Source organism: Desulfoglaeba alkanexedens ALDC (assembly GCF_005377625.1).
Taxonomy (GTDB): Bacteria; Desulfobacterota; Syntrophobacteria; order Syntrophobacterales; family DSM-9756; genus Desulfoglaeba; species Desulfoglaeba alkanexedens.
Genome location: NZ_CP040098.1, coordinates 502,972 through 525,760 on the forward strand (window position 1 = coordinate 502,972; position 22,789 = coordinate 525,760).

General features: G+C 59.4%; 25 protein-coding genes and 1 pseudogene. 16 read left to right on the top strand and 10 right to left on the bottom strand.

Features of this window, described 5'->3' with window-relative positions:
* Positions 1-52 precede the first annotated feature (52 nt).
* The 8 genes and pseudogenes from FDQ92_RS02500 to FDQ92_RS15115 form a co-directional block, all read right to left on the bottom strand.
* On the bottom strand, positions 53-1,573 hold the full coding sequence (locus tag FDQ92_RS02500; protein WP_170180143.1) for an HDOD domain-containing protein: 1,521 nt from the start codon (positions 1,571-1,573) through the stop codon (positions 53-55).
* Between the two features lie 64 nt (positions 1,574-1,637).
* Positions 1,638-2,261 (bottom strand): permease, encoded by a 624-nt coding sequence (locus FDQ92_RS02505; RefSeq protein WP_170180144.1) that lies wholly within the window; start codon positions 2,259-2,261, stop codon positions 1,638-1,640.
* A 299-nt stretch (positions 2,262-2,560) separates the two neighbouring features.
* On the bottom strand, positions 2,561-2,890 hold the full coding sequence (locus tag FDQ92_RS02510) for a ferredoxin-thioredoxin reductase catalytic domain-containing protein (RefSeq protein WP_137425672.1): 330 nt from the start codon (positions 2,888-2,890) through the stop codon (positions 2,561-2,563).
* Positions 2,890-3,141, bottom strand: coding sequence for a glutaredoxin family protein (locus FDQ92_RS02515; RefSeq protein ID WP_137423134.1), 252 nt, complete (start codon positions 3,139-3,141; stop codon positions 2,890-2,892). The genes FDQ92_RS02510 and FDQ92_RS02515 overlap by 1 nt, the downstream gene beginning before the upstream one ends.
* Before the next feature lie 134 nt (positions 3,142-3,275).
* Positions 3,276-4,154: a TIGR02757 family protein gene (locus FDQ92_RS02520; protein ID WP_137423135.1), complete on the bottom strand. Its 879-nt coding sequence runs from the start codon at positions 4,152-4,154 to the stop codon at positions 3,276-3,278.
* A gap of 116 nt (positions 4,155-4,270) precedes the next feature.
* Positions 4,271-5,215: pseudogene (locus FDQ92_RS02525) on the bottom strand (IS1634 family transposase); the annotation flags it as partial.
* A complete protein-coding gene (locus FDQ92_RS15365) occupies positions 5,151-5,393 on the bottom strand; it encodes a hypothetical protein (protein ID WP_211341336.1) in 243 nt (80 codons plus the stop codon). The pseudogene FDQ92_RS02525 and the gene FDQ92_RS15365, both read right to left, overlap by 65 nt.
* 146 nt (positions 5,394-5,539) lie before the next feature.
* Entirely contained in the window at positions 5,540-5,704 is a 165-nt protein-coding gene (locus tag FDQ92_RS15115; protein ID WP_170180145.1) for a hypothetical protein, read from the bottom strand.
* Positions 5,705-5,831: 127 nt separating this feature from the next.
* On the opposite strand from FDQ92_RS15115, the gene FDQ92_RS16060 reads away from it, so the two are divergent.
* The 3 genes from FDQ92_RS16060 (at position 5,832) to FDQ92_RS02540 (ending at position 8,301) form a co-directional block, all read left to right on the top strand.
* Positions 5,832-6,272, top strand: coding sequence for a GIY-YIG nuclease family protein (locus FDQ92_RS16060; RefSeq protein ID WP_137423136.1), 441 nt, complete (start codon positions 5,832-5,834; stop codon positions 6,270-6,272).
* Positions 6,273-6,797: 525 nt separating this feature from the next.
* Positions 6,798-7,499: an HD domain-containing protein gene (locus FDQ92_RS02535; protein ID WP_137423137.1), complete on the top strand. Its 702-nt coding sequence runs from the start codon at positions 6,798-6,800 to the stop codon at positions 7,497-7,499.
* Positions 7,500-7,554: 55 nt separating this feature from the next.
* Positions 7,555-8,301: an ATP-binding protein gene (locus tag FDQ92_RS02540; RefSeq protein ID WP_137423138.1), complete on the top strand. Its 747-nt coding sequence runs from the start codon at positions 7,555-7,557 to the stop codon at positions 8,299-8,301.
* 436 nt (positions 8,302-8,737) lie between these two features.
* Here the strand turns inward: FDQ92_RS02540 and FDQ92_RS15860 are convergent, their stop codons facing one another.
* Positions 8,738-8,866 carry a hypothetical protein gene (locus FDQ92_RS15860; RefSeq protein ID WP_281276840.1) on the bottom strand — a complete coding sequence of 43 codons (129 nt, stop codon included), beginning with the start codon at positions 8,864-8,866 and terminating at the stop codon, positions 8,738-8,740.
* On the bottom strand, positions 8,859-9,350 hold the full coding sequence (locus FDQ92_RS02545) for a YbjQ family protein (protein WP_137423139.1): 492 nt from the start codon (positions 9,348-9,350) through the stop codon (positions 8,859-8,861). The genes FDQ92_RS15860 and FDQ92_RS02545 overlap by 8 nt, the downstream gene beginning before the upstream one ends.
* Positions 9,351-10,010: 660 nt before the next feature.
* Between FDQ92_RS02545 and FDQ92_RS02550 the strand changes: the two genes are divergently transcribed.
* The 13 genes from FDQ92_RS02550 (at position 10,011) to FDQ92_RS02610 (ending at position 22,783) form a co-directional block, all read left to right on the top strand.
* A complete protein-coding gene (locus tag FDQ92_RS02550; protein ID WP_137423140.1) occupies positions 10,011-10,613 on the top strand; it encodes an RlmE family RNA methyltransferase in 603 nt (200 codons plus the stop codon).
* Between the two features lie 29 nt (positions 10,614-10,642).
* Positions 10,643-11,392, top strand: coding sequence for a YebC/PmpR family DNA-binding transcriptional regulator (locus FDQ92_RS02555; protein ID WP_137423141.1), 750 nt, complete (start codon positions 10,643-10,645; stop codon positions 11,390-11,392).
* 34 nt (positions 11,393-11,426) lie between these two features.
* Positions 11,427-11,927, top strand: a complete 501-nt coding sequence (ruvC, locus tag FDQ92_RS02560; RefSeq protein WP_137425673.1) for a crossover junction endodeoxyribonuclease RuvC — start codon at positions 11,427-11,429, stop codon at positions 11,925-11,927.
* Positions 11,924-12,523 carry a Holliday junction branch migration protein RuvA gene (gene ruvA, locus FDQ92_RS02565; RefSeq protein ID WP_137423142.1) on the top strand — a complete coding sequence of 200 codons (600 nt, stop codon included), beginning with the start codon at positions 11,924-11,926 and terminating at the stop codon, positions 12,521-12,523. Before ruvC ends, ruvA begins: the two co-directional genes overlap by 4 nt.
* A 49-nt stretch (positions 12,524-12,572) precedes the next feature.
* Positions 12,573-13,598 carry a Holliday junction branch migration DNA helicase RuvB gene (ruvB, locus tag FDQ92_RS02570; protein ID WP_137423143.1) on the top strand — a complete coding sequence of 342 codons (1,026 nt, stop codon included), beginning with the start codon at positions 12,573-12,575 and terminating at the stop codon, positions 13,596-13,598.
* Positions 13,599-13,636: 38 nt separating this feature from the next.
* A complete protein-coding gene (locus tag FDQ92_RS02575) occupies positions 13,637-14,626 on the top strand; it encodes an aldo/keto reductase (protein ID WP_137423144.1) in 990 nt (329 codons plus the stop codon).
* Between the two features lie 58 nt (positions 14,627-14,684).
* Positions 14,685-15,977, top strand: coding sequence for a phenylacetate--CoA ligase family protein (locus FDQ92_RS02580; protein ID WP_137423145.1), 1,293 nt, complete (start codon positions 14,685-14,687; stop codon positions 15,975-15,977).
* An 85-nt stretch (positions 15,978-16,062) separates the two neighbouring features.
* Positions 16,063-17,247 (top strand): ABC transporter substrate-binding protein, encoded by a 1,185-nt coding sequence (locus FDQ92_RS02585; protein WP_211341338.1) that lies wholly within the window; start codon positions 16,063-16,065, stop codon positions 17,245-17,247.
* A gap of 437 nt (positions 17,248-17,684) precedes the next feature.
* Entirely contained in the window at positions 17,685-18,377 is a 693-nt protein-coding gene (locus tag FDQ92_RS02590) for a polysaccharide deacetylase family protein (RefSeq protein ID WP_211341339.1), read from the top strand.
* Positions 18,374-19,402: a glycosyltransferase family 4 protein gene (locus FDQ92_RS02595; RefSeq protein WP_170180146.1), complete on the top strand. Its 1,029-nt coding sequence runs from the start codon at positions 18,374-18,376 to the stop codon at positions 19,400-19,402. The genes FDQ92_RS02590 and FDQ92_RS02595 overlap by 4 nt, the downstream gene beginning before the upstream one ends.
* A gap of 140 nt (positions 19,403-19,542) precedes the next feature.
* Positions 19,543-20,460, top strand: coding sequence for a glycosyltransferase family 9 protein (locus FDQ92_RS02600; protein WP_170180147.1), 918 nt, complete (start codon positions 19,543-19,545; stop codon positions 20,458-20,460).
* Positions 20,453-21,547 (top strand): glycosyltransferase family 4 protein, encoded by a 1,095-nt coding sequence (locus FDQ92_RS02605; protein ID WP_211341340.1) that lies wholly within the window; start codon positions 20,453-20,455, stop codon positions 21,545-21,547. The genes FDQ92_RS02600 and FDQ92_RS02605 overlap by 8 nt, the downstream gene beginning before the upstream one ends.
* 78 nt (positions 21,548-21,625) lie before the next feature.
* Complete coding sequence (locus FDQ92_RS02610) at positions 21,626-22,783, top strand: glycosyltransferase (RefSeq protein WP_137423149.1); 1,158 nt, start codon at positions 21,626-21,628, stop codon at positions 22,781-22,783.
* Positions 22,784-22,789: the final 6 nt, after the last annotated feature.

Consider the following 22,789-nt stretch of genomic DNA (forward strand, 5'->3'; position numbering starts at 1 on the left):
CCCTCCTCAAAACCGCAAAGACCGGAACCCGGGTCTTCGGGCCCGGTTTTTTTTATGGCCCTCCCAGCGCGAACGCCAAAGCCACCTGGTAACAGAAAACCTTGAACTGCTCGAACGCCTCAGCGTCCAGGTCCCTTCCGCTGGGGCCTCTGTCGGCACCCATGAGGCCGTGCGCCACCCCTCTCGAAACGATAGGCATCAGGAAAAACGATGGGGTTTCAAACAGCGCCTTGGCTTCAGCTTCCAGCTCCATCGCTCCGCTTTCCACCATGTCGGGCCGCACCCACAAGCCGTGGGCCACGTCGAGAACCCGACCGAAAACATTCGGTTTTCCCTGAACCCCTATGATCATCCCGTCCGGCCGTCTTCCCCGCCACCCCGCCGACCGGGTGATCTCCAGAAACAGCCCGTCCGAAGAAAGTCTCGCAAAAAAGACCCGGTCCATCCCCACACCCTTCAGAACGGCTTCAAACGCAAGGTCGAGGACTTTCCGGCGGTCGGCGTCCCAGGTCAGGATCGCCCCAATCTCGTTCAGCAGGTTGATCTGCAGGTGAACACTCGGTTCGTTCACGTCCAATACCGGCGAAGTCTCCACGACGGTTTCACCGTGCCCCTCCACGGTCGGCGGCTCGGAAGCCTGCACCGCTTCCTCGGCCGGTGCCTTTTCACCGCCCGGAACGGGGATATCCGCCGCCCACGGCATGCCCGCATCCCGAGCCGCCCGCCGCGCATGCTCGGAAGCCCCCCGCACCAGCCGCAGCATGGATTCATGAGGGAGGTTCACGAATTCGGCAAGCTTTTCCAGCAGGCCAACCACCTGAGGGGACTCCCAGCCCAGCCTCAACACCGCCACCAGATTGGCTCCGGAAGTGATGCATTGTCCCCGCACGTCGGGGTGTTCCCAGGTTCTGAGCGTCCGCTGCAGCAATTCCCCCAGGTTCCAGTCGATGGCCAGCTTCAAAGTGACTTCTTTCAAGGAGAAACCCAGGACGGCCTTTTCGGCCACATCCGGCGGGACCCCGGCCGCACACGCCGCTTCCATCTCGGCCAGCATGGAACCCCGGCAGGCGCACCAGAATCCGATCTGTCCCAACCGGCTGAGCAACGCCGCCGTGAAGACCTCTTCCGGATATTCTTCGTACCGGCTTTCCGCCAATCGCTGAGCGAACACGGCCCCCAGAAAAGATCGGGCCGCCTCCCGCTCGATTTGCCGGCGCCGGAACCCTTCGCAAACCTGTTCCACCACCTCCGTTGCCCGGCACAACTGCCGCAGGGCGTCGAAGCCGATGACGGCCACAGCCCGGCTCAACACCCCCACGCTTCGGAGCCCCGGGTTGTAATAGGCGCTGTTGGCCATGCGGATCACCCGAGCAGTCATCACCGGGTCCATGCCGATCACCCGCGCCGCCTCACCAGAGGAACTCCAGACCCGGGACGTAACGGCCGCGACCCGCCTCACCGTGGCGGCAAAAACCGGCATCTCTCGCCCGGCGATCACTCGGATCCAGTAATCGCACCCCATGAAACGGCGCGAACGATCATCGGCCCCTTTCGAAAACCTTTCATCGGCCATTGTGAGGCATTTCCCCCGGCGGTTTACAGCCACACATGAACACGGAGTCTTCAGCTGGGTCTTTTCATAACTTCCACATCCTCGCCCGCTTTTTGGATTCATTGTACACGACGAGTCCCACCAGCACGAGCGCGGAAACCACCTTCAGCGGATGTTCGGTGTCTTCCTCCCCTTCCGCCAAACGGAGAATCATCTCGAAACCGCCCAGTTCGTACACTCGGTTGACGGCCCATCCGAAAAACAGCGAGCACCCGGCGATGGCCGCCAGGTACACGGCCACCACTCGGGGCCCCATCAGCCGCCACAAGAGCACCCGGGTCGCCATGTTCGTCGTGGGGCCCGAAAGGAGAAGCGCCAGGGCGGCCCCCGGGGAAAGTCCCTTGAGGATAAACGCTCCAGCCAGCGGCGTCGATGCAGTGGCGCAGATGTAAAGGGGAATACCGGCCAGGAGCATGAGAACCTGTGAAATCGGCTCGCTCCCCGCCAGTCGATCGAAGAAATCCGCAGGAACTGCGGCCGAGATGAAACCCGCCAGGACGATCCCCAGAAAGAGCCAGCCGCCGATGTCTTCCACCAGGTCGCCCCCGGCATAGGCGATTCCCCGATTCAGTTTTGCACCTTGTTTCGAAGCTCCACCATCCACCTTGTTCCCAAGCTCCAGCTTCGATTCCCATGAGGCCGTTTCCAAGCTGGAACCTGGGAACGAGGGGAAAATTGTATTTCCCCTCCCCTTTTGGGAGGGGGGTAAGGGGAGGGGGGAGATGGAGATTTTTTGACCTTCGTTATCCTTTTTGCTTAGGGTCTCCACTTTAGAACGCTACCGGCCCCTTAATTATGTGGAGGTGTACTTAGCATACCCAAAACGGCCAGAATCGGCATTCTCGGACAAGCTCCTGGCACCACTTCGCGGCCGCCGGCGGCCGCCTCGGATCTCTTCCAAGGGCGCGGGACTTCTCCCATGCCTCCGTTATCCTCCTTGCGACGCCGTCACAGAAGTTTTTCCGGCGGCCGCCTTTCGGGGACGTAGACGTGCGGGATCTTCCCCTCGTTCCATTCCTTGGAAACGTACAGCCCGCAGTAGCAGCTGCCGTATTCCTCCACGTCCGGCACCCGGTACACGCAGGGGCAGATGATGTCCCGGTCCTTCTCCCGGTCGCCGGAAGCCAGCCGACATGGGCACGCCATGTACCCGTAGCGCTCCTTGTTGACGATCAGGCCTTCCAGCAACTGGAAGGTCATATTCTCGTCCTTGTTGAAGAAGTATCCCTTCTGTTCCTGGATCGGCTTCAGTGTCTCGTAGAGTTTCTGGGGCGTCATCATGATTTCAGAGCCTCCTCGATCTCCTCCCTTTGGAAACCGACTATGACCCGTTCGCCGATGAGGATGGTGGGGAAGGTGCAATTGGCATTGTGCCTCTTGACTTCGTCGAGCATCTCCTTGCGTTCGTCCCCTTCCAGCTTGTCGACTTCGACACACTCGTAGGCGATGCCGCGCCGGTCTAGAAATTCCCTGGCATTGCGACAATGGACACAGGTACTCAGTGCATACACTTTCACGTTTTTGGGCATGGATGCGCTCCTTTCAGGGTCACCCGTAGCGGCAAAACGGCCTCCGCTAAACATTCGATCTCAGTCTGTCGAAAGCTCCGATCAACAGCCCACGTCATGCTCCAGATCAAACTTATCGATGATTCAGGGTCTGTTCAAGTAGTTGTGTCAGATAGGACACGGGATAAGTGAGCAGGAGGTAAAGGAGCGCCAACGGCAGGTAGGCTTCGAAGGTGAGGTTCCAAAAGTTTCCGAAGGGCCGCTCCTTCGGTCATGGCGAATTTCGCCAGCGCAAAATCATAGCGCACGGGATCCTCGGGGCGGATGCCGCGAAAGCCACGGGTGACCTCCCGCGCCGCGCAGCCGTCCGCCTGATTTCGCCGCGTGAAGCCGAGGAACCGGCCGATGCGATACATGTGCGTGTCGAGCGGAACGGTGAGTTCGGCAGGCGAAAGCACCGTCCAGCCGCCGGGATCCACCTCGTCGCGCCGTACCATCCATCGAAGGAACAGGTGAAGACGCTTGCAGGCGCTGCCTTTTTTCGGAGCAGCCAGCAGCATGCCGCAGCCGGCTCCGGAGGCCCCCAGGCCGGCGACGAAATCCTGGAGGGCCGAAACCGGTGACCCCGGGTGGCGCCGCATATGGAACGCGAAGCAGGATTCCAGTGAACCAAAATCCTCCATCACCCGCCGAGCCCCGCTCAGGAGCGAAGCCAGCTGGACTCCGGAACAGAAGCGGTGCACAAACCCGTCGAACCGCCTTTCCAACTCACGGCGTTCGCTTCCGCAAACCGTTTCCCAGGGCGAGGGCCCCAGGCGGTCCAAAGCCGCCTGAACGCTTGCGTGAATCTGGCGGACGCGCCCGAACGCCAGGCTCGACGCCACAAGCGCCACCAGTTCGCGGTCTCGGCGATCTTCGTACCGATGCACGAACTCCACGGGATCGGGAGCCACACACTCCCACCGATTGAACCGTTCGTAGATTGCGTCCAGAAGCTCCCGAAGCGTTGCCGAAACCGGCAGTACCTGTTCCATCGTAAGATCCTTTTCCCCTTTGTCAAACTCATCTTTGACAGTGGCAAAAAACTATATCAGTAATGTCAATGACATACGACACCATTGGAAGTTTTTGACACTGCGCTCCGTTCCGTCTAGGAGAGTACCCGGATGGTGGGAGGGATGGCAACTCCCACGGCCCTGAAGACGCTGCTGCACGTGCCCAGACATTGGGACCGCAGAGCGAAGCGCTTGCCGTTCTCCTCGATGACGATTTCCTGGAGGGCACTCAGATCTTGCTTGATATCAGACCAGTCAAAGGCGTGCCCCGCCTGGTCCAGACGCCGGTAGAGCTCCTTTCGAAGTACCAGCGCCAGGAAAGAGCAGAACACATGTCCCCGGACATCACGTTGATGGAAAACGGGCCGCGTCTCAAAGGTCGATTTGAGGTCTCTGAAGGAATGCTCTACCTGCCAGAGTTCCTTGTACTTAAGGGCCACCCGATCCGAAGACCAGTTGGTGTTGGTGGTGAGGACCCACTTCCCGTCGAACCTCTCCTCCTCCTTGACCTTGTCGAGATCGATATGGATGCTGTCCTTGTCCACCTTGAGGAACTTGGGATACCCCTCGTTGCCGACAAGCGCCTTGGGGCCTTTGCGGATCTGTTCCCTGAGCGACTCGATAATCGAGTCACGGTCGGCTTTGTCCTTCTCGGCCTGCTTGGGATTCAGACAAACGATGTAGCGCTTGTCCCGCACCATGACCTCCTTGACCTTGAGGGGAGAGCGCCCTTCACACTTGACCTCCTTGTAGCGGCCGGCTCGGGCGGGTACTTCGGCGGTGATCTCATTGACCTTCCGCATCCGGGTCCCAAGGATGTAAGCCATCTTCCTTTCTTCAAGTTCTCGGATCGTCTCCCTGCTGACCATGCCACGGTCGGCCACGATGCAGAACCTCCCCACCCCAAAACGCTTGCGAATGCGATCCGTCACGGGAACCAGAGTCTTGACGTCCGTGGAGTTGCCCGGCCACATCTCACAGCAAAGAGGCCTGCCGTTCTGGTCCAGGACGGCTCCCACCACCATTTGCTTGAGCTCGGGGTTTCTCGCTGAAACGGGAAAGGGAGCGGATGAGGGTCTCGATCTCGCCTTTGGCACTCAGTTTGTCCATACGCCCAACGGTTGCAATCACGCGCTGGGTGACCTTGGAGTTAACCCTCTGGTTTTCAACGATTTGCAGGTAGTCATACTTACCGGACTTCTTGATGCTAGCGAACATGCGAGCCTCCTCTTAGGACACTCGCAAATTAGCTCATGCAGGAACACATTGCAAGGCTATAACCATCATTCTATGGCACCACAGAATGAGGCATTTTCCAGACATGCCCTAGCATCCATGCGGATTTGCGGGATGTGACCAGGTGGTCACTGTAAAACTTGAGCATGAGAAATCATCGGCCGCCCTGGAACTTCCTTTTCCAACCGTTCGCAGAGGTCCGTGTAGCCGTTGATCAGATTGCCCACAAGGACCAGGCCCGAATGTTCGCTGTAGAAGGCTTTCGAAGATTGTTCAATTTCGATTCTCTTCATGGGTGCACCTGCCGGGTGAAAGTTTGACAGGAGACCCTACACCATAAAAGCGGATGACATTCAATAGGATATCTGCGATATGATAGCTTTATGTATAGACGCAATCTCACGGATTTAGGTTTAAATCATGAAGTCGAAACCCGGAACATATGCGTTAGTTCTTCGAAGCCTTAAAAGCACAAGCGCGCAAATCGGCCGCTGGGGTCAGCTCAGGATAGTTCCAGGATACTATATCTACGTGGGCAGCGCATTTGGTCCGGGAGGCGTGCAGGCGCGTATCACAAGGCATTGCCGAAAGACAAAACCTAAACACTGGCATATCGATTATCTCCGGGAACACGTGAATCCTCTTTTTGCATGGTACAGCAATGAACCGATAAAATTGGAGCATCGCTGGGCACAGGCATTATCGGAAATGGAGGGAACATCACCGGTGAGAGGGTTTGGTTCCACTGATTGCAGGTGTTTATCTCATCTGTTTGTTATGAAGAAAAAACCGTCGTTGACCCAATTCGCGAGCGCCGTCGGCTCTCCAATAGAAACATGGGTCTTTCGACCGGACACCTGACAGCCATTAATCCTCCATCCCCCTGGAATACTCGATTGTAGGTGGATTTAGACCATGCGACAACTATCCTGACACAGGGGGAACCGCACGAGCACGATTCAAAAGGCCAACGCCCGCCTGGCGCGGATCCACCCGGAGATCCTCGTCCGCGGCGTCCTCCGACGGGACAATACCCTCTTAACCGATTTCCGCTGCACGGGCCAACCGGTTTGACCCAAGTCAATGAACCCGGAAAACACTCCGGCTATGTTGTAGTCCAAGACGGCAAGAAAATCTAAAACAGCCAAGGAACTTTCGGCGGTTTTTTCCGAAGGGCAGGTCGTGGAGACTGTAGATTGCCGTCTTCGACTATGGGTGGAACAGGCCGGGGGCGACCATCGATTTGCGGACGTCCTCAAACGCATCGGCTGGAACACGGTCCGCCCGAAAGAGACAGCATCCGGCCGGCATTTGACTTGAGTCAATGCCGCGGGACGGCCGGTGCATTAAAATAAAAATCAAACACATCTGAAAGGAGGACAACCCATGAAGTGTCCGGGACAAGACAGTCGATTCTGGCAGCCGGGAGCCATCTTTGAGGCGAAATGCCCCGAATGCGGGCAAATGGTTGAGTTTTTCAAAGACGAGAGCAAGCGGCGGTGCCGGGCGTGCGGTCACATGTTCGTGAACCCCAGGATGGATTTCGGGTGCGCGTCTTACTGCAAATTCGCCGAACAGTGCCTGGGCTATCTCCCGCCGGAAATCCTGGCTCAACGTGAAGCACTCCTCAAGGACCGCGTGGCCATCGAGATGAAGAAAGCGTTCAAGAAGGACTTCAGGCGGATCGCTCGTGCCATGAAAGTGGCGCGATACGCGGAAAAGATCACTTTGCAGGAAGGCGGCGATCCGGCGGTCGCCATTTCAGCAGCATACCTGCGAGATGTTGGGGCGGGCGCGGCCGATGGGGAAGAACGGGGAGCGACTCCGGCGAGAGAAATCCTCCAACGCCTCGGCGCCCGCGAAGAACTCATCGACGCCGTGTGCCGCATTGTCGGGCACCGGCATGATGCGGAAGCGGAAGCCGACACCAATACCAGGATCGTTCACGACGCGGAGCTTTTGGCGGACCTGGAAGAACACGGCAAGGAAGCGGCCGCGGATGCGGCCGCGATCCGCGAAGGAATCCGCCGGCGGCTTCTCACCGAAAGCGCCCGGGCGCTGCTCGACGATCTGCCGATGGAGGCGTGATCGCGGCCGCGCCTCACGCCCCCACTACCACAGAACCGAATGAGGAGAAATGTCCATGAAGACGGTACGAAAGATCATCGAAATCGACGAAGAACGGTGCGACGGATGCGGCCAGTGCGTGATTTCCTGTGCCGAAGGCGCCCTTGAAATCATCGATGGGAAGGCCCGCCTGGTATCCGAAGTCTACTGCGACGGCCTTGGCGCCTGTCTTGGGGAATGCCCCCGGGGAGCCCTCCACGTGGTGGAGCGCAAAGCGGAAGCATTCGATCCGGAGGCCGTGGAAGCCTACCTGGAACAAAAAGAAGCGGCTGAAGAAAAGGTGCCTCCCATGCAATGCCCGTCGGCCCGGATTCAGACGTTTCCGGTTTCCCGCGACATAACCCCGGCCCTTGCCGAAGGAGCCGCCGAAAGCGCCCTCGGGCACTGGCCCGTCCAGATCCGGTTGATCCCGCCGACGGCACCGTTTCTCAAGGGAGCGGATCTGCTGGTGGCCGCCGACTGTGTTCCGGTGGCTTACGCCCGGTTCCACGAGGATTTCCTCGCCGGGCGCGTGGTCCTCATAGGCTGCCCCAAGTTCGATAACGTGCAGGAATACCTGCAGAAGTTCGCCCAGATTTTCGAAAAGGCCGAACCGCGGAGCGTCACCGTGCTCACCATGGAAGTGCCCTGCTGTTCGGGTCTTCCGATGATCGTCCGCAAAGCCATGGAAGCGGCGGGGAAAACCACCCGAGACATCCCCGTCGAAGAGGTGGTCATCGGCGCCCGAGGAAAGATCCTGGAACGGAATGCCTGGGCGGCTTGAGGACTCATGGAGCGGGACGGGGATTTTCACGCCCACCGTTTCGATGAGCCGCTCTCCAACCTGGACAAGAATGGGAAAACCGCCCATGAACGCTCTTCGCGTCAGGGTGTGGAGCGCCGGCGACCGCTGATATGGAACCTGAAAAGGGGCACGTCTTCGACTCGAGGACCGGAAGGGCGGTATCCGGTCCCCGGGCCGTTCAGTCTTCCCCGAGGGGATCCAGATAATTTCTTGGTAGCGTTCTAAAGTGGAGACCTTAAGCAAAAAGGTTAACGAAGGTCAAAAAATCCCCCTCTCCCTTGATGGGAGAGGGTTGGGGTGACGGTGAGAAAATTAACGCATGTCAAGCAGTTACATTCCCCTCCCCTTAATCCCCTCCCACAAGGGGAGGGGAAATAGAATTTAGCATCAAATATTAGGTCTATTATTTTCTACGCTACCGATTTCTTACGTTCACCGATGGATCACCACATCCGTAGTAGCGGAACGCCTCGATCCCGGCCTCCCGAATCACATCCTCTGCGAAGCGTCTCAATTCCTCCAAGCGGGCCTTCTCATCACTCATGCAGCGCCTCCTGCTGGGGTTCGGATTGTCGAGGCTCAATCGCCGTTAGGAACTTGACGGCCTTGCCCCTGTAAAATATCGAGTAATTTCGGAGCGTCTGGTCGGTAAAGGCCCTTCGGACGGATTCGGATTCGCTGCTGTATCGTTCCGGAACGATATTTCCCTCCTCGGTGGGTAGAAATTCTTTGACCAGGCCGATGACGGCGTCGGCTCCCTTTTCGGCGGCGGATGCCTTGAGCCGTTTCATGGCCTCCGCTTCAGCCTGGGATTCAAGGCAGTAATCGTTTCGTTCGACCTTGGCGGTCACGGTCCCGAGGACCTTGAAGGGGCGCTGCGGCGGTTCGGTGTAGACCTGGATATGGGCATAAGGGTCCGGTTCTGGGGGCTTGCCTTCCAGAAGAGCGAGGCAGCTTCGGCCCGCACTGCAGCCCCAGGCCGAAATCACGAAAAAAACTCCCAAGAGCGAAGGAAAAACCTTCCTCATAAACGACTCCTTCCATGGCACGGATAAACAACGGGACCTGAGGTTGGCACCTCTCACGATGGAAGCCTCGATGCCGGGTAAAGTCCCGGCTCCCGGTCCGACCGTAAGACACTGTCTGAGAATATCCTTCACCCTTCTGAAGATTGGATGGCCGTTTTTTCGCGTAGGGGCGGATTCGCGAACGGCATTTAAGGAGCGACTTACACCTTGTAGGAGCCGGTTTGCCGACGACCGACATAGCTGTAGCCCACCCTCGGGCCGATGGGGTGGGGCGGGGCCTTGGGGTTTGTTCATCGCGGCCAAGGCCGCTCCTACAGGAACAAGAAACCTCATGGCCCGACTTTCATGAGCTTGTTTTTGGACAAGCTCTAACGGCGACCGGTTATGGGACCGGCGGCCGCTCTGGACCCATCGGGTCGATCCCCGGAAAAACCTCGACGCCTTTCTTCGACTTTAAGAGGTCGCTGCATTCAAGTCAAAACATAAACCGCAGGCGAAAGCCCGTGAGCCCGATGCCGGATTCCACACGTCTCAGAAGCTCCCGGCTGCTTTTCTTCTCCTCCATCCGATTGGCCTCTCGCACATCGTATTTACAACGGTCGGCGGTTTATGCTATAGAACGGTACTTTGAAAATAGAAGCATTTTAAGGTGTTTAGTCGATGCCTCACGCTTATCGCGACCACTACTTTCACCGGGCCAAGAAAGAACACTTCCTGGCTCGGGCGGTGTACAAACTGGAGGAGATCCAGCAGAAATACCGTTTCATGAAACGAGGAGACCGTGTGCTGGATCTGGGAGCTGCGCCCGGTTCGTGGATGCAGTTCACCGAGCGGGTGATCGGCCCCAGGGGACTCCTGGTAGGGATCGACATTCAGCCCATCGATCACGATTTTCCCGATCACGTGGTGGCGCTGCAGCGGGACATTTTCGACCCAGGGACGGTGGTGGAACTCGCCGAACGTTACGCGCCCTTCGATGTGGTGTTGAGTGACATGGCCCCCAAGACGTCGGGCATCAAGGTCGCCGATGCGGCACGCTCCGAAGTGCTTTTCGAACAGGCGCTGGCCGCGGCCCTGGGGACCCTTCGGCCGGGGGGGCATTTTCTCGCAAAGATTTTCCAGGGACAAGACTTTCATCGTGTGTTGAAGCAGGTGAAGCAACATTTTGGTTGGGTCAAGGTCGTGAAGCCGGACGCATCCCGGAAGCAGAGCAAGGAAATCTACATCCTGGCCCTGCGCTTCAAGGGCGGTCGGCCCGTGTAAGCGGCCGGCAAGGGGGGGAGGACCACCGCATGTCAGGACATTCCAAGTGGAGCACCATCCGCCACAAGAAGGCGGCTCAGGACGCCAGGCGTGGCAAGATTTTCACCAAACTGATCAAGGAAATCACGGTGGCCGCTCGTCTGGGCGGCGGCGACGCGGACGCCAATCCACGCCTCCGGGCCGCCGTCGCCGCGGCAAAGGTGGAAAACATGCCCAAGGAGAATATCGAGCGGGCCATCAAGAAGGGCACCGGGGAACTGGGGGGCGCCGCCTACGAGGAAGCCAACTACGAGGGCTACGGGCCCGGAGGCGTGGCCGTTCTGGTGCAGGTGATGACAGACAATCGGAACCGCGCCGCCAGCGAAATACGCTATATTTTCAGCAAACACGGTGGGAGCCTCGGGGAAGCCGGCTGCGTGGCCTGGATGTTCGACAAGCACGGCGTGATCGTCTTCGACAAGAACCAGGTTTCGGAAGAGGCCCTCATGGAAGTGGCGCTGGAGGCCGGAGCCGAAGACGTTCGCGAACAAGAAGACCAATTCGAGGTCATCACCACGCCCGGCGATTTCGAAAAGGTGAAGGCGGCTTTCGAGGAGCGGGGCATGAATTATGAGATGGCCGAGGTCACCATGGTGCCGCAGACCACCGTCCGGGTGGAAGACGAAAAGACGGCGCTGCAGCTTTTGAAGCTCATGGACGCCCTCGAAGAACAGGACGACGTCCAGAACGCCTACGCCAACTTCGACATTCCCGACGAAATCCTGAGCGCGGTGGCCTGACGGTTCCAGGAAAGGAAACCGGTTTGCTTTCATGATCCGAGTGCTCGGCATCGACCCCGGGTCCCGCCACACCGGCTACGGCGTGGTGGCCGCCGACGGCCAGCGCCTGATCGCCGTGGCGCACGGGTGCATCCAACCGCCACCGGATCGCTCCTTCGCTCAACGACTGGCTCACATCCACGAAAAGGTCGCGGCGGTGATCGACGAAGCCGCGCCGGATGAAATGGCGGTGGAAGACGTTTTTCTCGCTAGAAACGTGAAAAGCGCCCTGCGACTGGGCGAAGCCCGGGGGGCGGCCATTTTGGCGGGCGTTCGAATGGGGCTTTCGGTCCACCAGTACAGCGCGCTCCAGGTCAAGCAGGCCGTGGTGGGTTACGGCCGGGCGGGGAAAGACCAGGTGACCCAGATGATCCGCACGCTCCTCGCGCTCCGCACCTCTTTGAACACCCACGCGGCGGACGCGCTGGCCGTGGCTGTCTGCCACATCAACACGCGGACATCCCAAAGGCGCTGGAAGAGCTTGGAGTCACGATGATCGGCTACCTGGAAGGCACCTTGAGGCACAAGGCACCGGACACCGTCATCATGGAGGTGCACGGCGTGGGCTACTGCGTCCACGTGCCGCTCAGCACCTTCTACGATCTGCCCGGTGTCGGGGAAAGGGCCTGCCTCAACATCCACACCCACGTGAGGGAAGACGCGCTGCAGCTCTACGGCTTTCGAACGATCGCCGAAAAGGAAATGTTTCTGCATCTCATCGGGATCGGCGGGGTCGGCCCGCGGCTCGCCCTGGCCCTTCTTTCCGGCATCCACACCGACGAACTCCGCGAAGTGGTCCTCACGCAGAACCGAGCCCGGCTCCAGCGGATCCCTGGAATCGGCAAAAAGACCGCCGAACGCATCCTCTTGGAACTGAAAGACAAGTTGAAGCTCAAGGCCAGTGACGCCCCGGCGCCGCCTCTTGTGGAGGCGGAAGGATGCGACGGTTACGCGGATGCCTTTTCGGCGCTCCTCAACCTGGGCTACCGCCCCAACGAAGCGGAAAAGGCCCTCGAGCGGGCGAAGACCGCCTTGGGTGCGGATCCTTCCGTGGAAGAACTCCTGAAGGAAGCGCTCCGGGTGCTGGCGTGATCCGGGCCGGCGGCCCAAGCGCGGCCGAACTGCAGGGAAGGATGGCTCCATGACGGACCGACTTGTGGAACCCACCCCCAAAGACGATGACCTCCCGGTGGAAACCGGTCTTCGCCCGCGGCGGCTCGGTGATTACATCGGTCAGCGGAAGGTGAAGGAAAACCTTCGGGTTTTCGTGGAAGCGGCGCTTCAGCGCGGAGAAACCCTGGACCACGTGCTCCTTCACGGACATCCGGGACTGGGAAAAACGACCCTTGCGACCATCATCGCCAACGAACTCAACGCCAACCTCCGCACCACCTCGGGGCCGGTCATCGAGCGCCCGGGCGACCTGGCGGCCATCCTCACGAACCTGGAACCCGGCTCCGTGCTCTTCATCGACGAAATCCACCGGCTGAACCACGTCGTAGAGGAAATCCTCTACCCCGCCATGGAAGATTTCCAGCTGGACATCATCATCGGCCAGGGTCCTTCGGCGCGGACCATCAAGCTGGATCTTCCGCCGTTTACACTGGTGGGAGCCACCACTCGAGCGGGGCTGCTTTCGCCGCCGCTGCGCGACCGGTTCGGCGTGGTCCTTCGGCTCGAATTCTACCATGTGGATGACCTGCGCGTGATCGTCACCCGGTCGGCCCGGCTTTTGGGGATCGCCGTGGACGAAGACGGCGCGATGGAGATCGCCCGAAGATCCCGGGGGACGCCGCGGGTGGCCAACCGGCTGCTCCGGCGCGTCCGGGATTTCGCCGAAGTGCGGGCGGGGGGGACCATCACCCGGGAGGTGGCCGACCAGGCCTTGCAGATGCTCGATGTGGACCACCGCGGATTCGACCGCATGGACCGAAAGATCCTCGCCACCATCATCGAAAAGTACGACGGCGGCCCCGTGGGGATCGAAACCCTTTCAGCCGCCGTATCCGAAGAAAAGGACACCCTGGAAGAAGTCTATGAACCTTTCCTCATTCAGGAAGGGTTTCTGAAAAAAACCCCCCGCGGGCGCGTGGCGACTCGCCTCGCCTTCGAACACCTGGGCGTGCCCTACCGCGCGTCCCGCCAACTGCACCTGTTTCAGTCGTGACGGTGCGTCATTTGAAGAAAATGACAGGAGGTATCCGGATGGAGCGCATTCGCTTTGGTGAAACCGATTTGGAAGTATCGCGCGTGGTTTTGGGAACCTGGGTCACAGGCGGCTGGGCCTGGGGTGGCGCCGACGAAAGGGAAGCCGTCGGTGCGATCCTTCGCGCCCTGGAGCTGGGGATCAACTTCATCGATACGGCCCCCGTGTACGGATTCGGTAAATCCGAAGAGCTGGTGGGCCGCGCCCTGAAAGAATGGGGCGGCTCGAACGGGGTGGTCATCGCCACAAAATGCGGTTTGGAATGGGACGACGCGCAGCGCGTGATCCGGCGGAACGCGACGCCCGAACGCATCCGCTTCGAAGTGGACCAGAGCCTCCGGAGGCTCGGTGTGGACCGGATCGACCTCTATCAGATCCACTGGCCGGACCCCGAAACGCCTTTCGCGGATTCCATGGCGGCACTTGTGGATCTTCGGGAAGCCGGAAAAATCCGCTGGATCGGTTTGAGCAACTTCAGCCCGCCCCAGATCGACGAGTGCCGGCGCCACGGCCCGGTTCACGGCCTCCAGCCGCCTTTCAACATCTTCGAACGCGACGCGGAAAAGGAAATCCTCCCCTATTGCGCCGAAAACCGCATCGGCACCTTGGTTTACGGCGGGCTGTGCCGCGGACTCCTCACGGGAAAATTCACCGGCACCGAGACCTTTCCCAAAGGCGACCTGCGGCAGATGGACCCCAAGTTCAAACCCGATCGCTTTCGGCAGTACGTGAAGGCCGTGGACGCCATGAAGAAACTGGCGGCGGCTCACGGAAGGACCATGGCTCAGTTTGCGCTTCGTTGGGCGCTCCAGCAGCCGGGGGTCACAACGGTGATCGCCGGTGCCCGAACGGCCGCTCAGGCCGAAGAAAACGCCGGCATTTCCGGCTGGGCGCTCAGCCCCGACGATCTCGAAAAGGTGGACCAGATTCTCGCGACATACATCAAGAATCCCGTAGGCCCGGAATTCATGGCTCCCGGCCGGAGGTAACCGGGGGGCGAAACAGAGGTTACCCGCATTTGGACTATTGGACCAAAGGAGACCGTTGATGGCTGTTTCCTTCATGCCGGTCCGTTCCGGCCACAAGGAAATCGAAACCCTCCAACTCCAGGGACTCCAGTGGACCGTCGCCCACGCTTACAACCATTCGCCTTTCTACCGAAAGCGGCTGGAGGCGGCCGGCGTGACCCCGGATACCATACGCTCTCTGAACGACCTCAGGCGGCTTCCTTTCACCTCCGCCGACGACCTGCAGATCGACTACCCGTTTCCGCTGCGGGCCGTTCCCTTCGAAAAGATCGTTCGGATCCACGCCTCTTCGGGCACCACGGGTAAGCGGAAGGTGCTCTCCTACACACAGAAAGACATCGACGATTGGGCCACCATGTTCGCACGGTGCTACGAAATGGCGGGACTCACCCGAGAAGACCGGGTCCAGATCGCCGTGGGCTACGGGCTCTGGACCGCCGGGGTGGGCTTTCAGCTCGGTTGCGAGCGGTTCGGGGCCATGGCGGTTCCCGTAGGTCCGGCCAATACCGACATCCACTGCCAGATGCTGGTGGACCTGCAGTCCACGGTCTTTTGCTCCACCGCCTCCATGGCGCTGCTCATGGCGGAAGAAATCGAACGCCGCGGTCTCCGGGACCGAATCGCGCTTCGCACGATCATCTTCGGCGCCGAACGACACAGCCTGCGGATGCGCCGGCGGATCCAGGACATCACCGGCGTGGAACACATCTTCGACATCCCGGGGCTCACCGAACTCTACGGACCCGGAACCGGCCTCGAATGCAGGATTCACGAAGGCGTCCACTACTGGGCCGACTACTATATCCTGGAGGTCCTTAATCCCGACACGCTGGAACCGGTGGCGCCGGGAGAAGTGGGCGAGATGGTGGTGACGACCCTCCGAAAGGAGGCGGCGCCCCTCATCCGCTATCGCACCCGGGACCTCACGCGGCTCCTTCCCGAACCCTGCCCCTGCGGCAACCCGCTCCCGCGCCATGACCACATCCTGGGCCGCTCCGACGACATGTTCACCTTTCGGGCCGTGAACATCTACCCGGGCCAAATCGATCATGTACTTTCGACCATCGCGGGCGTGGGGAGCGAATACCAGGTGCACCTCTTTCACCGGGAAGACGGCCGCGACGTCATGCGCATCAAGGTGGAACGAGCTCTCGGGGCCGATGGCTCACAAGATGAACGGATCGCCGACGCGGTGGCATCCGAAATCCGGTGGAAGATCCTGGTGCGGGCTCAGGTGGAAGTGGTCGACTTCGGTACGCTTCCCCGAACGGACCGGAAGAGTCGGAGAGTCTTCGACCACCGGCGGCCGTGACGGCGACGAGGCCACACGTTTGAGACCTTGGCATGACCGCGGGTACCGGGCGGCTCGCAACCACGAAAACCAAGAGGGACCGAACATGAACCAGCAGCGACACGGGCGTTGGTTACGATTTATGTGGGGGGCCCTCTTTCTGGCGGCTCTTTGGTGGGCGAGCTGGGCTTCGGCTGAGGAACCGATCAAGATCGGTGTTATCCTCGACCTTTCCGGCCCGGCGGCCACCATCGGCACCCCCAGCAAGCTGGTGGTCCAAATGGTGGTGGACAAAATCAACCAGGAAGGGGGCATCAACGGGCGCCCCCTGGAACTGGTGATCGGCGACACGGAAGGCGACCCCGCCAAGGCCCTCATGGTGGCCAAACGCCTGGTGGAAAAGGACCAGGTGGCGGCCCTCATCGGCCCTACCCGGACCGGTACCGGTATGGCGGTCAAGGGGTACATCGAAAAAGCGGAAATTCCCACCATCATGACGGTGGGGGGCGATCCGGTGATCGCGGGAGGACCATTCGGTCCGTTCCGCTGGACCTTCAAGACCCCGCAGCGAACGTCCGTCGCCGTGAAAAAAGTCTACGCGTACCTCAAGGAAAAGTGCCTCACCCGGGTGGCCATCCTGACGGCGACCGACGAGTTCGGAAAGGACGGCCTCGACCGGCTCAAGCAGCTTGCCCCCGAATACGGCATTGAGATCGCGGCATCGGAAGCCTTCGACGTGGCCGATACTGATATGACCACGCAGCTCACCAAGATCCGAGACACGGGCGCCCAGGCACTCATCTGTTGGACCATCGGCCCGGCGGGGGCCTGGGTCGCCAAGAACGTAAGACAACTGGCGCTGACCCTTCCGCTGATCCAGTGCCACGGCCAGCCGGATCCCAAGTACGTGGAACTGGCCGGCGTAGCGGCGGAGGGGAACCTCATGCCGTCGACCAAGCTCATGGTGGCCGACCAACTCCCGGACACCGACCCTCAGAAGGCGGTCATCCAGGACTTCATCCACCTCTACAAGGACGTGTACCACTACGACCGCCAATACCCCATCAACACGCATTGCGGTTACGCTTGGGACGCCATCATGATGCTCGCCAACGCCGTGCGGCAGGTGGGAACGGACCGCGAAGCGCTTCGATCGGCCATCGAAGAAACCAAAGGCTTCGTGGGAATCAGTGGCATTTACAACTTGACACCCGAAGACCACAATGGCTTAGGTACAGATTCGCTGGTCATGATCCAGGTGGTTGACGGCGGGGGGCAGCCGGCCCAATAATGAATTGGGTGCAGATCTTTTGCTTCTTGTTCCCAAGCTCCAGCTTGGGAACACAACTGTGCAGAAGCTCCAGCTTCGGTGACGCCGTTCCCAAGCCAAAGCTTGGGAACGAGGGGAAACACCACTTCGAGATCCTGGCGAGCTCCCTAGAAAGACAGCGCGTTTCAGCTGTAGCAGGAGGGAAGCTGGAGCTTCCCGGGCAGGGCGTTCCCAAGCTGGAGCTTGGGAACGAGAGGAAACGGAGCTGATGCGCTTGCTGCTGCAGGGCCATGTGCATCTACCTCAGAGGGATACCCTGGATGTCGTTCTAAAAGATCCGCACCCCAATGAACTCAAAACCGCGCGTTTCCATTCTCATGTACCATCAGGTTGGTTTTTTTCGTCGCCCGGCCGCCCACCGAGCGACTTTTTGCCATGTGCGGCGTTTTCGCCGCCAAATGGCGTGGCTCAAACGATCCGGCTATCATGTGATCCGTCTCACCGAGGCGGTAAGAGGACTCAAGGGGGAGATACCCCTGCCGAATCACAGCGTGGTACTAACCTTTGACGATGGATACCGCAACTTCTACGAAAATGCTTATCCCATGCTGCACGAGTACGGCTTTCCGGCAACCGTTTTTATGGTTGCTGGACATCTTGGATCCACGGCCCGATGGATTGAGGAGGAGGGTAGGTTCGGTGCCCCTCTAATGGAAAAGGACCACCTCTTGGAGATCCAGGCTGGCGGCATCGAGATCGGGTCCCATACCGTCACTCATCCAAGATTGAGCAAGATACCCTTATCCAAAGCCCAGAGAGAAATAGCAGAGAGTAAGTCAATCCTAGAATCACTTTTGGGCGACAGAGTCATTCATTTCTGCTACCCATACGGGGATTTCAATCCGCAGATTGCCGATTTGGTTCAGGAGGCTGGCTACGAAAGTGCACTGACATGTATTCGTGGGGCGGCAACCGCGGAAGACAGCTTGTTTTGTCTTCCGAGAAAAGCCGTTTCCTACGGGGACAGCCTTATCGGCTACCTATGGAAACTTCATATAAAGAACAAGAAAAAGGCCCCGACCAGTGGTCCGAAGGCTCCATTCACATCATCGGCAGCCGACAGTACGGCGGAGCGGACCGATTCTACGTGAGACTGGTCAGAGCTTTGGCGGCCCGAGGTCACCGCGTGCTGGCAGTGAACAGGCCGGGGGCTCCCGTGCACCAAGCACTGAAGAACCTCGTCCCGCAGAAGTTCGTCCCAATGATGAACGGATTTGACCTCTATTCGATGTGGCAAATCAGACGTCTCGTAGGAACTTACCGGTTTCCCATCATTCAGACCTACATGGGAAGGGCGACGCGGCTGACCCGACTTCCGAAGCGCGTACCCGCCATACACATTGCAAGGTTGGGAGGCTTCTATAAGATTGACGGCTACTATCGCCATGCGGATGTCTGGGTCGGAAACACCAAAGGGGTATGCGACTACCTGGTGAGCGAAGGGTTTCCCGCATCCAGGGTCTTTCATATCGGCAACTTTGTGGATACACCTCGAAGGTTGAGTCAAGATGAACGGTTGCAATACAGAAAGCGGTGGCAGATACCTCAAGACGCCTTCGTGATCGCAACCTTGGGGCGGTTCATTCCCCTAAAAGGTTTTCAGGATCTTCTCACGGCTATCTCCCTGGGTCCAACGCCATCCAAGGACCGGCCGGTGGTATGGATCATCGCCGGGGACGGCCCCATGGGACCCGAACTCCGAGAAAAGGCCAGAAAGCTGGAGATTGAAGCATACGTGCGCTTTCCGGGCTGGCAAGACGACCCTGCAGCAGTATACAGCCTGGCGGACCTGTTTGTCTGCCCGTCTCGCCATGAAACCCTGGGCAACGTCATTTTGGAAGCTTGGAGCTACGGGGTTCCGGTAGTGGCGACCAAGACTCCCGGCCCCCTCGAGCTCATTCAGCCAGACGAAAACGGCTTTCTCGTCGATGTGGGAGAACCCCGCCGGTTGGCGTCCCTCATTGATCGTGTGGTCAATTCCGAAGAAGGAGTTCTGCGTGAGATGGGGCGCAAAGGAATGAGGCTGGTGCAGGATCGGTACAGCGAGCAGTCCGTCGTGGAATCTTATGAATCCCTTTACCGAATCCTGCTGGCATCGGGGAGCTTTGTCCGTTGAGGATCCAATGCGGTCAGCCCGAGAGCATCATCGTAATTCGCCCGAGCGCCATCGGCGACATTGTGATGGCCTCCCCGATGCTTCCCCGGCTTCGAGGGACCTTTCCGCAGGCGCGCATTTATTGGGTTGTGGAACCCGCTATGGCGGATCTCCTGAGTCATCATCCCGACCTGGACGGCGTTATTCTCTGGCCGAAACAGGAATGGAGCCGTTTGCTCAGGAAGGGACGATTCGCAAATTTCGTCCGAATGGTGAGATCGTTTCGCGCAACCCTTGCCGAAAAGAGGCCGCAACTCGTGTTGGACGCCCAAGGATTGCTCCGAAGCCGCTTTCTTTCCCGGCTTTCCGGGGCTCCTTTGCGCGTGGGCTTCAACTCCAAGGAACCCCATCTGGGGCTCATGACTCACATCATCGACAGAGGGCCCTCCACGAAGCACCTAGGATCCGAGTACCACTACATGCTGGATGTGCTTGGCATTCAGCCGCAGCGACCGGAAGACGTCTTTCCCCTGGGCGAGGATGTCATTGAAAGGGCTCGAAGCCTTCTTCGAAGGGAGGGCGTCGGCGGGCCCTATGGTGTCCTGGCGCCTTTCACGACCCGACCCCAAAAGCACTGGCCGGAAGATCGATGGGCCCGAGTAGCGGATGTTTTACGAGACGATTTGGCGATTGAACCCATTTTTCTTGGTGGACCTCGGGACCAGTCATCGGCGAAACGAATCCGGAACCTCTGCGGCGGACGGGTCCACGTCATGTGCGGTAAGAGCAACCTCCTAGAGAGCTTCGCCATTGTGAGCGGGGCTTCCCTCACAATCGGAGTGGATACGGGCCTGACGCACATGGCCATGGTTCAGCGTCGGCCGGCGATCGCCCTTTTCGGCGCAACCTGCCCCTATCTTTTCGCGGACGGAAACCAGCATCGAGTGCTTTATCACCCACTTCCATGTTCCCCGTGCAAGCGAAGTCCCGTTTGCGATTCCAACTACCCGTGCATGAAAGCCATCACGGTGGAGGAGGTCATCCAAACCGCCAAAGTGCTTGTAGGAACAGATGGCTGAAGCGATGCGCATCCTTCACGTCGAAACGGGCCGCCATCTGTATGGAGGGGCATACCAGGTGCTCCAGCTCTTGAGGGGCCTGGCGGATCTTGGCATGGAAAACATTCTCGTGGCCCCCCATGACAGCGCCATCGTATCCGAAGCCGCCGGGTATGCCCAAATACACCCCGTTCGCATGAGAGGAGACCTGGATCCCCGACTGCCCCTCGAGATCCGGCGCGCGATCCGATCCAACAGGCCCCACTGGGTTCACGTACACAGTCGGCGAGGCGCCGACTGGTGGGGGGGAGCCATCGCCAACGCTCTCGGGATTCCCGCCGTGATCACCCGGCGCGTCGACAATCCGGAACGCGCCGCCGTCGCTCGTATCAAGTACCGGTGGTACCGGAGGGTCGTGGCCATTTCCTCCGCCATAAAGGAAATCCTGAAGAAGGAAGGAATCCCTTCCCATAAACTGGTTCTCATTCCCAGTGCGGTCGATACGGAAGCATTCGGTTATCCATACCCTCGGGAAGACTTTTTACGCCGATTTCAATTGCAGCCGAACCATCTGGCCGTAGGGATGATCGCCCAGTTCATTCCCCGCAAAGGGCATCACCTGCTGCTTCAGGCGGCTCCCATGATCATGGAAGCTTTCCCAAACGCCCGGTTCCTGTTGTTCGGGAAGGGGCCGCTTCTACCCTCGGTGCGAAGGGAATGTGAAAACCGAGGACTTGATCCTTTTGTTCGATTTGTCGGTTACAGACAGGATCTTCCCCGGATCCTTCCGTGCCTGGACCTGGTCGTTCACCCGGCAAGCATGGAAGGTCTCGGGGTCTCCTTGATTCAGGCGGCTGCAGCGGGAAGGGCCATCGTGGCCTGCAGAGCAGGAGGCATTCCGGAAGTCGTGCGAGACCGTTTCAACGGTCTCCTTGTGGAACCGGGTGATGTGGGTGGACTGGCCGGAGCGGTCAACGCCCTCTTGGGGGATCCGGGAGAACGCCGGCGAATGGGCGAAACGGGCCGGCGGTGGGTCCATGAGCATTTCAGTCCCGGATCCATGGTTTCCAAATACCTGACCCTTTACAAGGAGACGGTCTCCTCATGAGCGCGAAAAACTGGAAGGAAAGAACTCGGGTGCACCTTTTTTTCGCCTCAAATCCATGACACAGGGAAGATTTATCGCGTGTCAAAAACTCCTCAAGGCCGCAACATCGTGACCCGTTCGAAGGAAAAATCCGACCATCCTTACCGGCTGACCTATATTTCCCGAGCACGGCTGCATCGGGCTCGAGCCAACGTCATTCAGACGGTGAAAACCGTGGAAGGCCTCGCCCGAATCGGCGTTTCCGTAGACCTTCATGTACCCCCCTGGAAAGGCAACCGCAATCTCCCGAACACCCTGAACGCACTGGGGGTGCAACGCACCTTTTCCATCCAGGCCCACAACGGACTTCGCTCCTTTTGGAGAGCCCTCGCTTTCGCCCCGTTCTTTTGGCGCTTCGGAAAGCCCCTTCGAGAGGCTCCGGCGGTCTACACGCGTTCGGCCGACCTCAGCATGGCGCTGATCCGACACCGCATTCCCCACAACTTTGAAGTGCACGACATGGACACCCTTCGGCGTCAAGGGGTTTTGGATGTGCTTGTGGACGCATACGGCAAGGGCTTGATTCGACAGTTTTTTCCCATCAGCCGCGCAGCAGCCGTGGGACTTCTGGAAAAGGGCCTGGATCCCCACCGCGTGCACGTGGCCCCCTGTGGTGCGGATTTATCGCTTTATGCTGACATGGCTCCCTGGGACCCGTCCAGGTTACGGCATCCGCACATCATGTACGTGGGGCGGATCAGCAGGGACCGAGGTCTGGACGTCTTGGAAAGGCTGGCTCGCCTGGATTTCTGTCGGGTGACGGTCGTCGGGGTCTTAGACGATGCCCCGTCCACGAACCACATCCGGGTCGTCTCCTTTGTGCCGCACCGAGAGATCCCTAGGTATCTGGAACAGGCGGATATTCTGGTGATGCCTTATCAGAGAAATCTTCGTCATGCGGCATCCATCAGCCCCATGAAGCTCTTTGAAGCCATGGCGGCCGGCCGGCCCATCGTGGTCAGTGACCTGGAACCCATTCGAGAAATCGTTCAGGACGGGAAAACCGCCCTGTGTGTGAAGCCCGACGATGGAGAGGCTTGGGAAGCCGCGATCCGTTCCCTGCGGGATGATCCCGAAGCCGCTCAACGCATGGCTTGCCAAGCTCAAAAAGAAGCCGCCCGCTACAGCTGGGAAAATCGAGCCCGGATTCTACGGGACACCATCTTTGGAAAAGAACCGGAACACCTTCATGGCTAAGAAACC

Coding starts and splice junctions, on each gene's coding strand:
- FDQ92_RS02500 (WP_170180143.1), bottom strand. CDS start 1,573: ATGGCCGATGAAAGGTTTTCGAAAGGGGCCGATGATCGTTCGCGCCGT.
- FDQ92_RS02510 (WP_137425672.1), bottom strand. CDS start 2,890: ATGACGCCCCAGAAACTCTACGAGACACTGAAGCCGATCCAGGAACAG.
- FDQ92_RS02515 (WP_137423134.1), bottom strand. CDS start 3,141: ATGCCCAAAAACGTGAAAGTGTATGCACTGAGTACCTGTGTCCATTGT.
- FDQ92_RS02520 (WP_137423135.1), bottom strand. CDS start 4,154: ATGGAACAGGTACTGCCGGTTTCGGCAACGCTTCGGGAGCTTCTGGAC.
- FDQ92_RS15365 (WP_211341336.1), bottom strand. CDS start 5,393: ATGTTCGCTAGCATCAAGAAGTCCGGTAAGTATGACTACCTGCAAATC.
- FDQ92_RS15115 (WP_170180145.1), bottom strand. CDS start 5,704: ATGAAGAGAATCGAAATTGAACAATCTTCGAAAGCCTTCTACAGCGAA.
- FDQ92_RS16060 (WP_137423136.1), top strand. CDS start 5,832: ATGAAGTCGAAACCCGGAACATATGCGTTAGTTCTTCGAAGCCTTAAA.
- FDQ92_RS02535 (WP_137423137.1), top strand. CDS start 6,798: ATGAAGTGTCCGGGACAAGACAGTCGATTCTGGCAGCCGGGAGCCATC.
- FDQ92_RS02540 (WP_137423138.1), top strand. CDS start 7,555: ATGAAGACGGTACGAAAGATCATCGAAATCGACGAAGAACGGTGCGAC.
- FDQ92_RS15860 (WP_281276840.1), bottom strand. CDS start 8,866: ATGAGTGATGAGAAGGCCCGCTTGGAGGAATTGAGACGCTTCGCAGAG.
- FDQ92_RS02545 (WP_137423139.1), bottom strand. CDS start 9,350: ATGAGGAAGGTTTTTCCTTCGCTCTTGGGAGTTTTTTTCGTGATTTCG.
- FDQ92_RS02550 (WP_137423140.1), top strand. CDS start 10,011: ATGCCTCACGCTTATCGCGACCACTACTTTCACCGGGCCAAGAAAGAA.
- FDQ92_RS02555 (WP_137423141.1), top strand. CDS start 10,643: ATGTCAGGACATTCCAAGTGGAGCACCATCCGCCACAAGAAGGCGGCT.
- ruvA (WP_137423142.1), top strand. CDS start 11,924: ATGATCGGCTACCTGGAAGGCACCTTGAGGCACAAGGCACCGGACACC.
- ruvB (WP_137423143.1), top strand. CDS start 12,573: ATGACGGACCGACTTGTGGAACCCACCCCCAAAGACGATGACCTCCCG.
- FDQ92_RS02575 (WP_137423144.1), top strand. CDS start 13,637: ATGGAGCGCATTCGCTTTGGTGAAACCGATTTGGAAGTATCGCGCGTG.
- FDQ92_RS02580 (WP_137423145.1), top strand. CDS start 14,685: ATGGCTGTTTCCTTCATGCCGGTCCGTTCCGGCCACAAGGAAATCGAA.
- FDQ92_RS02585 (WP_211341338.1), top strand. CDS start 16,063: ATGAACCAGCAGCGACACGGGCGTTGGTTACGATTTATGTGGGGGGCC.
- FDQ92_RS02590 (WP_211341339.1), top strand. CDS start 17,685: ATGGCGTGGCTCAAACGATCCGGCTATCATGTGATCCGTCTCACCGAG.
- FDQ92_RS02600 (WP_170180147.1), top strand. CDS start 19,543: ATGGCGGATCTCCTGAGTCATCATCCCGACCTGGACGGCGTTATTCTC.
- FDQ92_RS02605 (WP_211341340.1), top strand. CDS start 20,453: ATGGCTGAAGCGATGCGCATCCTTCACGTCGAAACGGGCCGCCATCTG.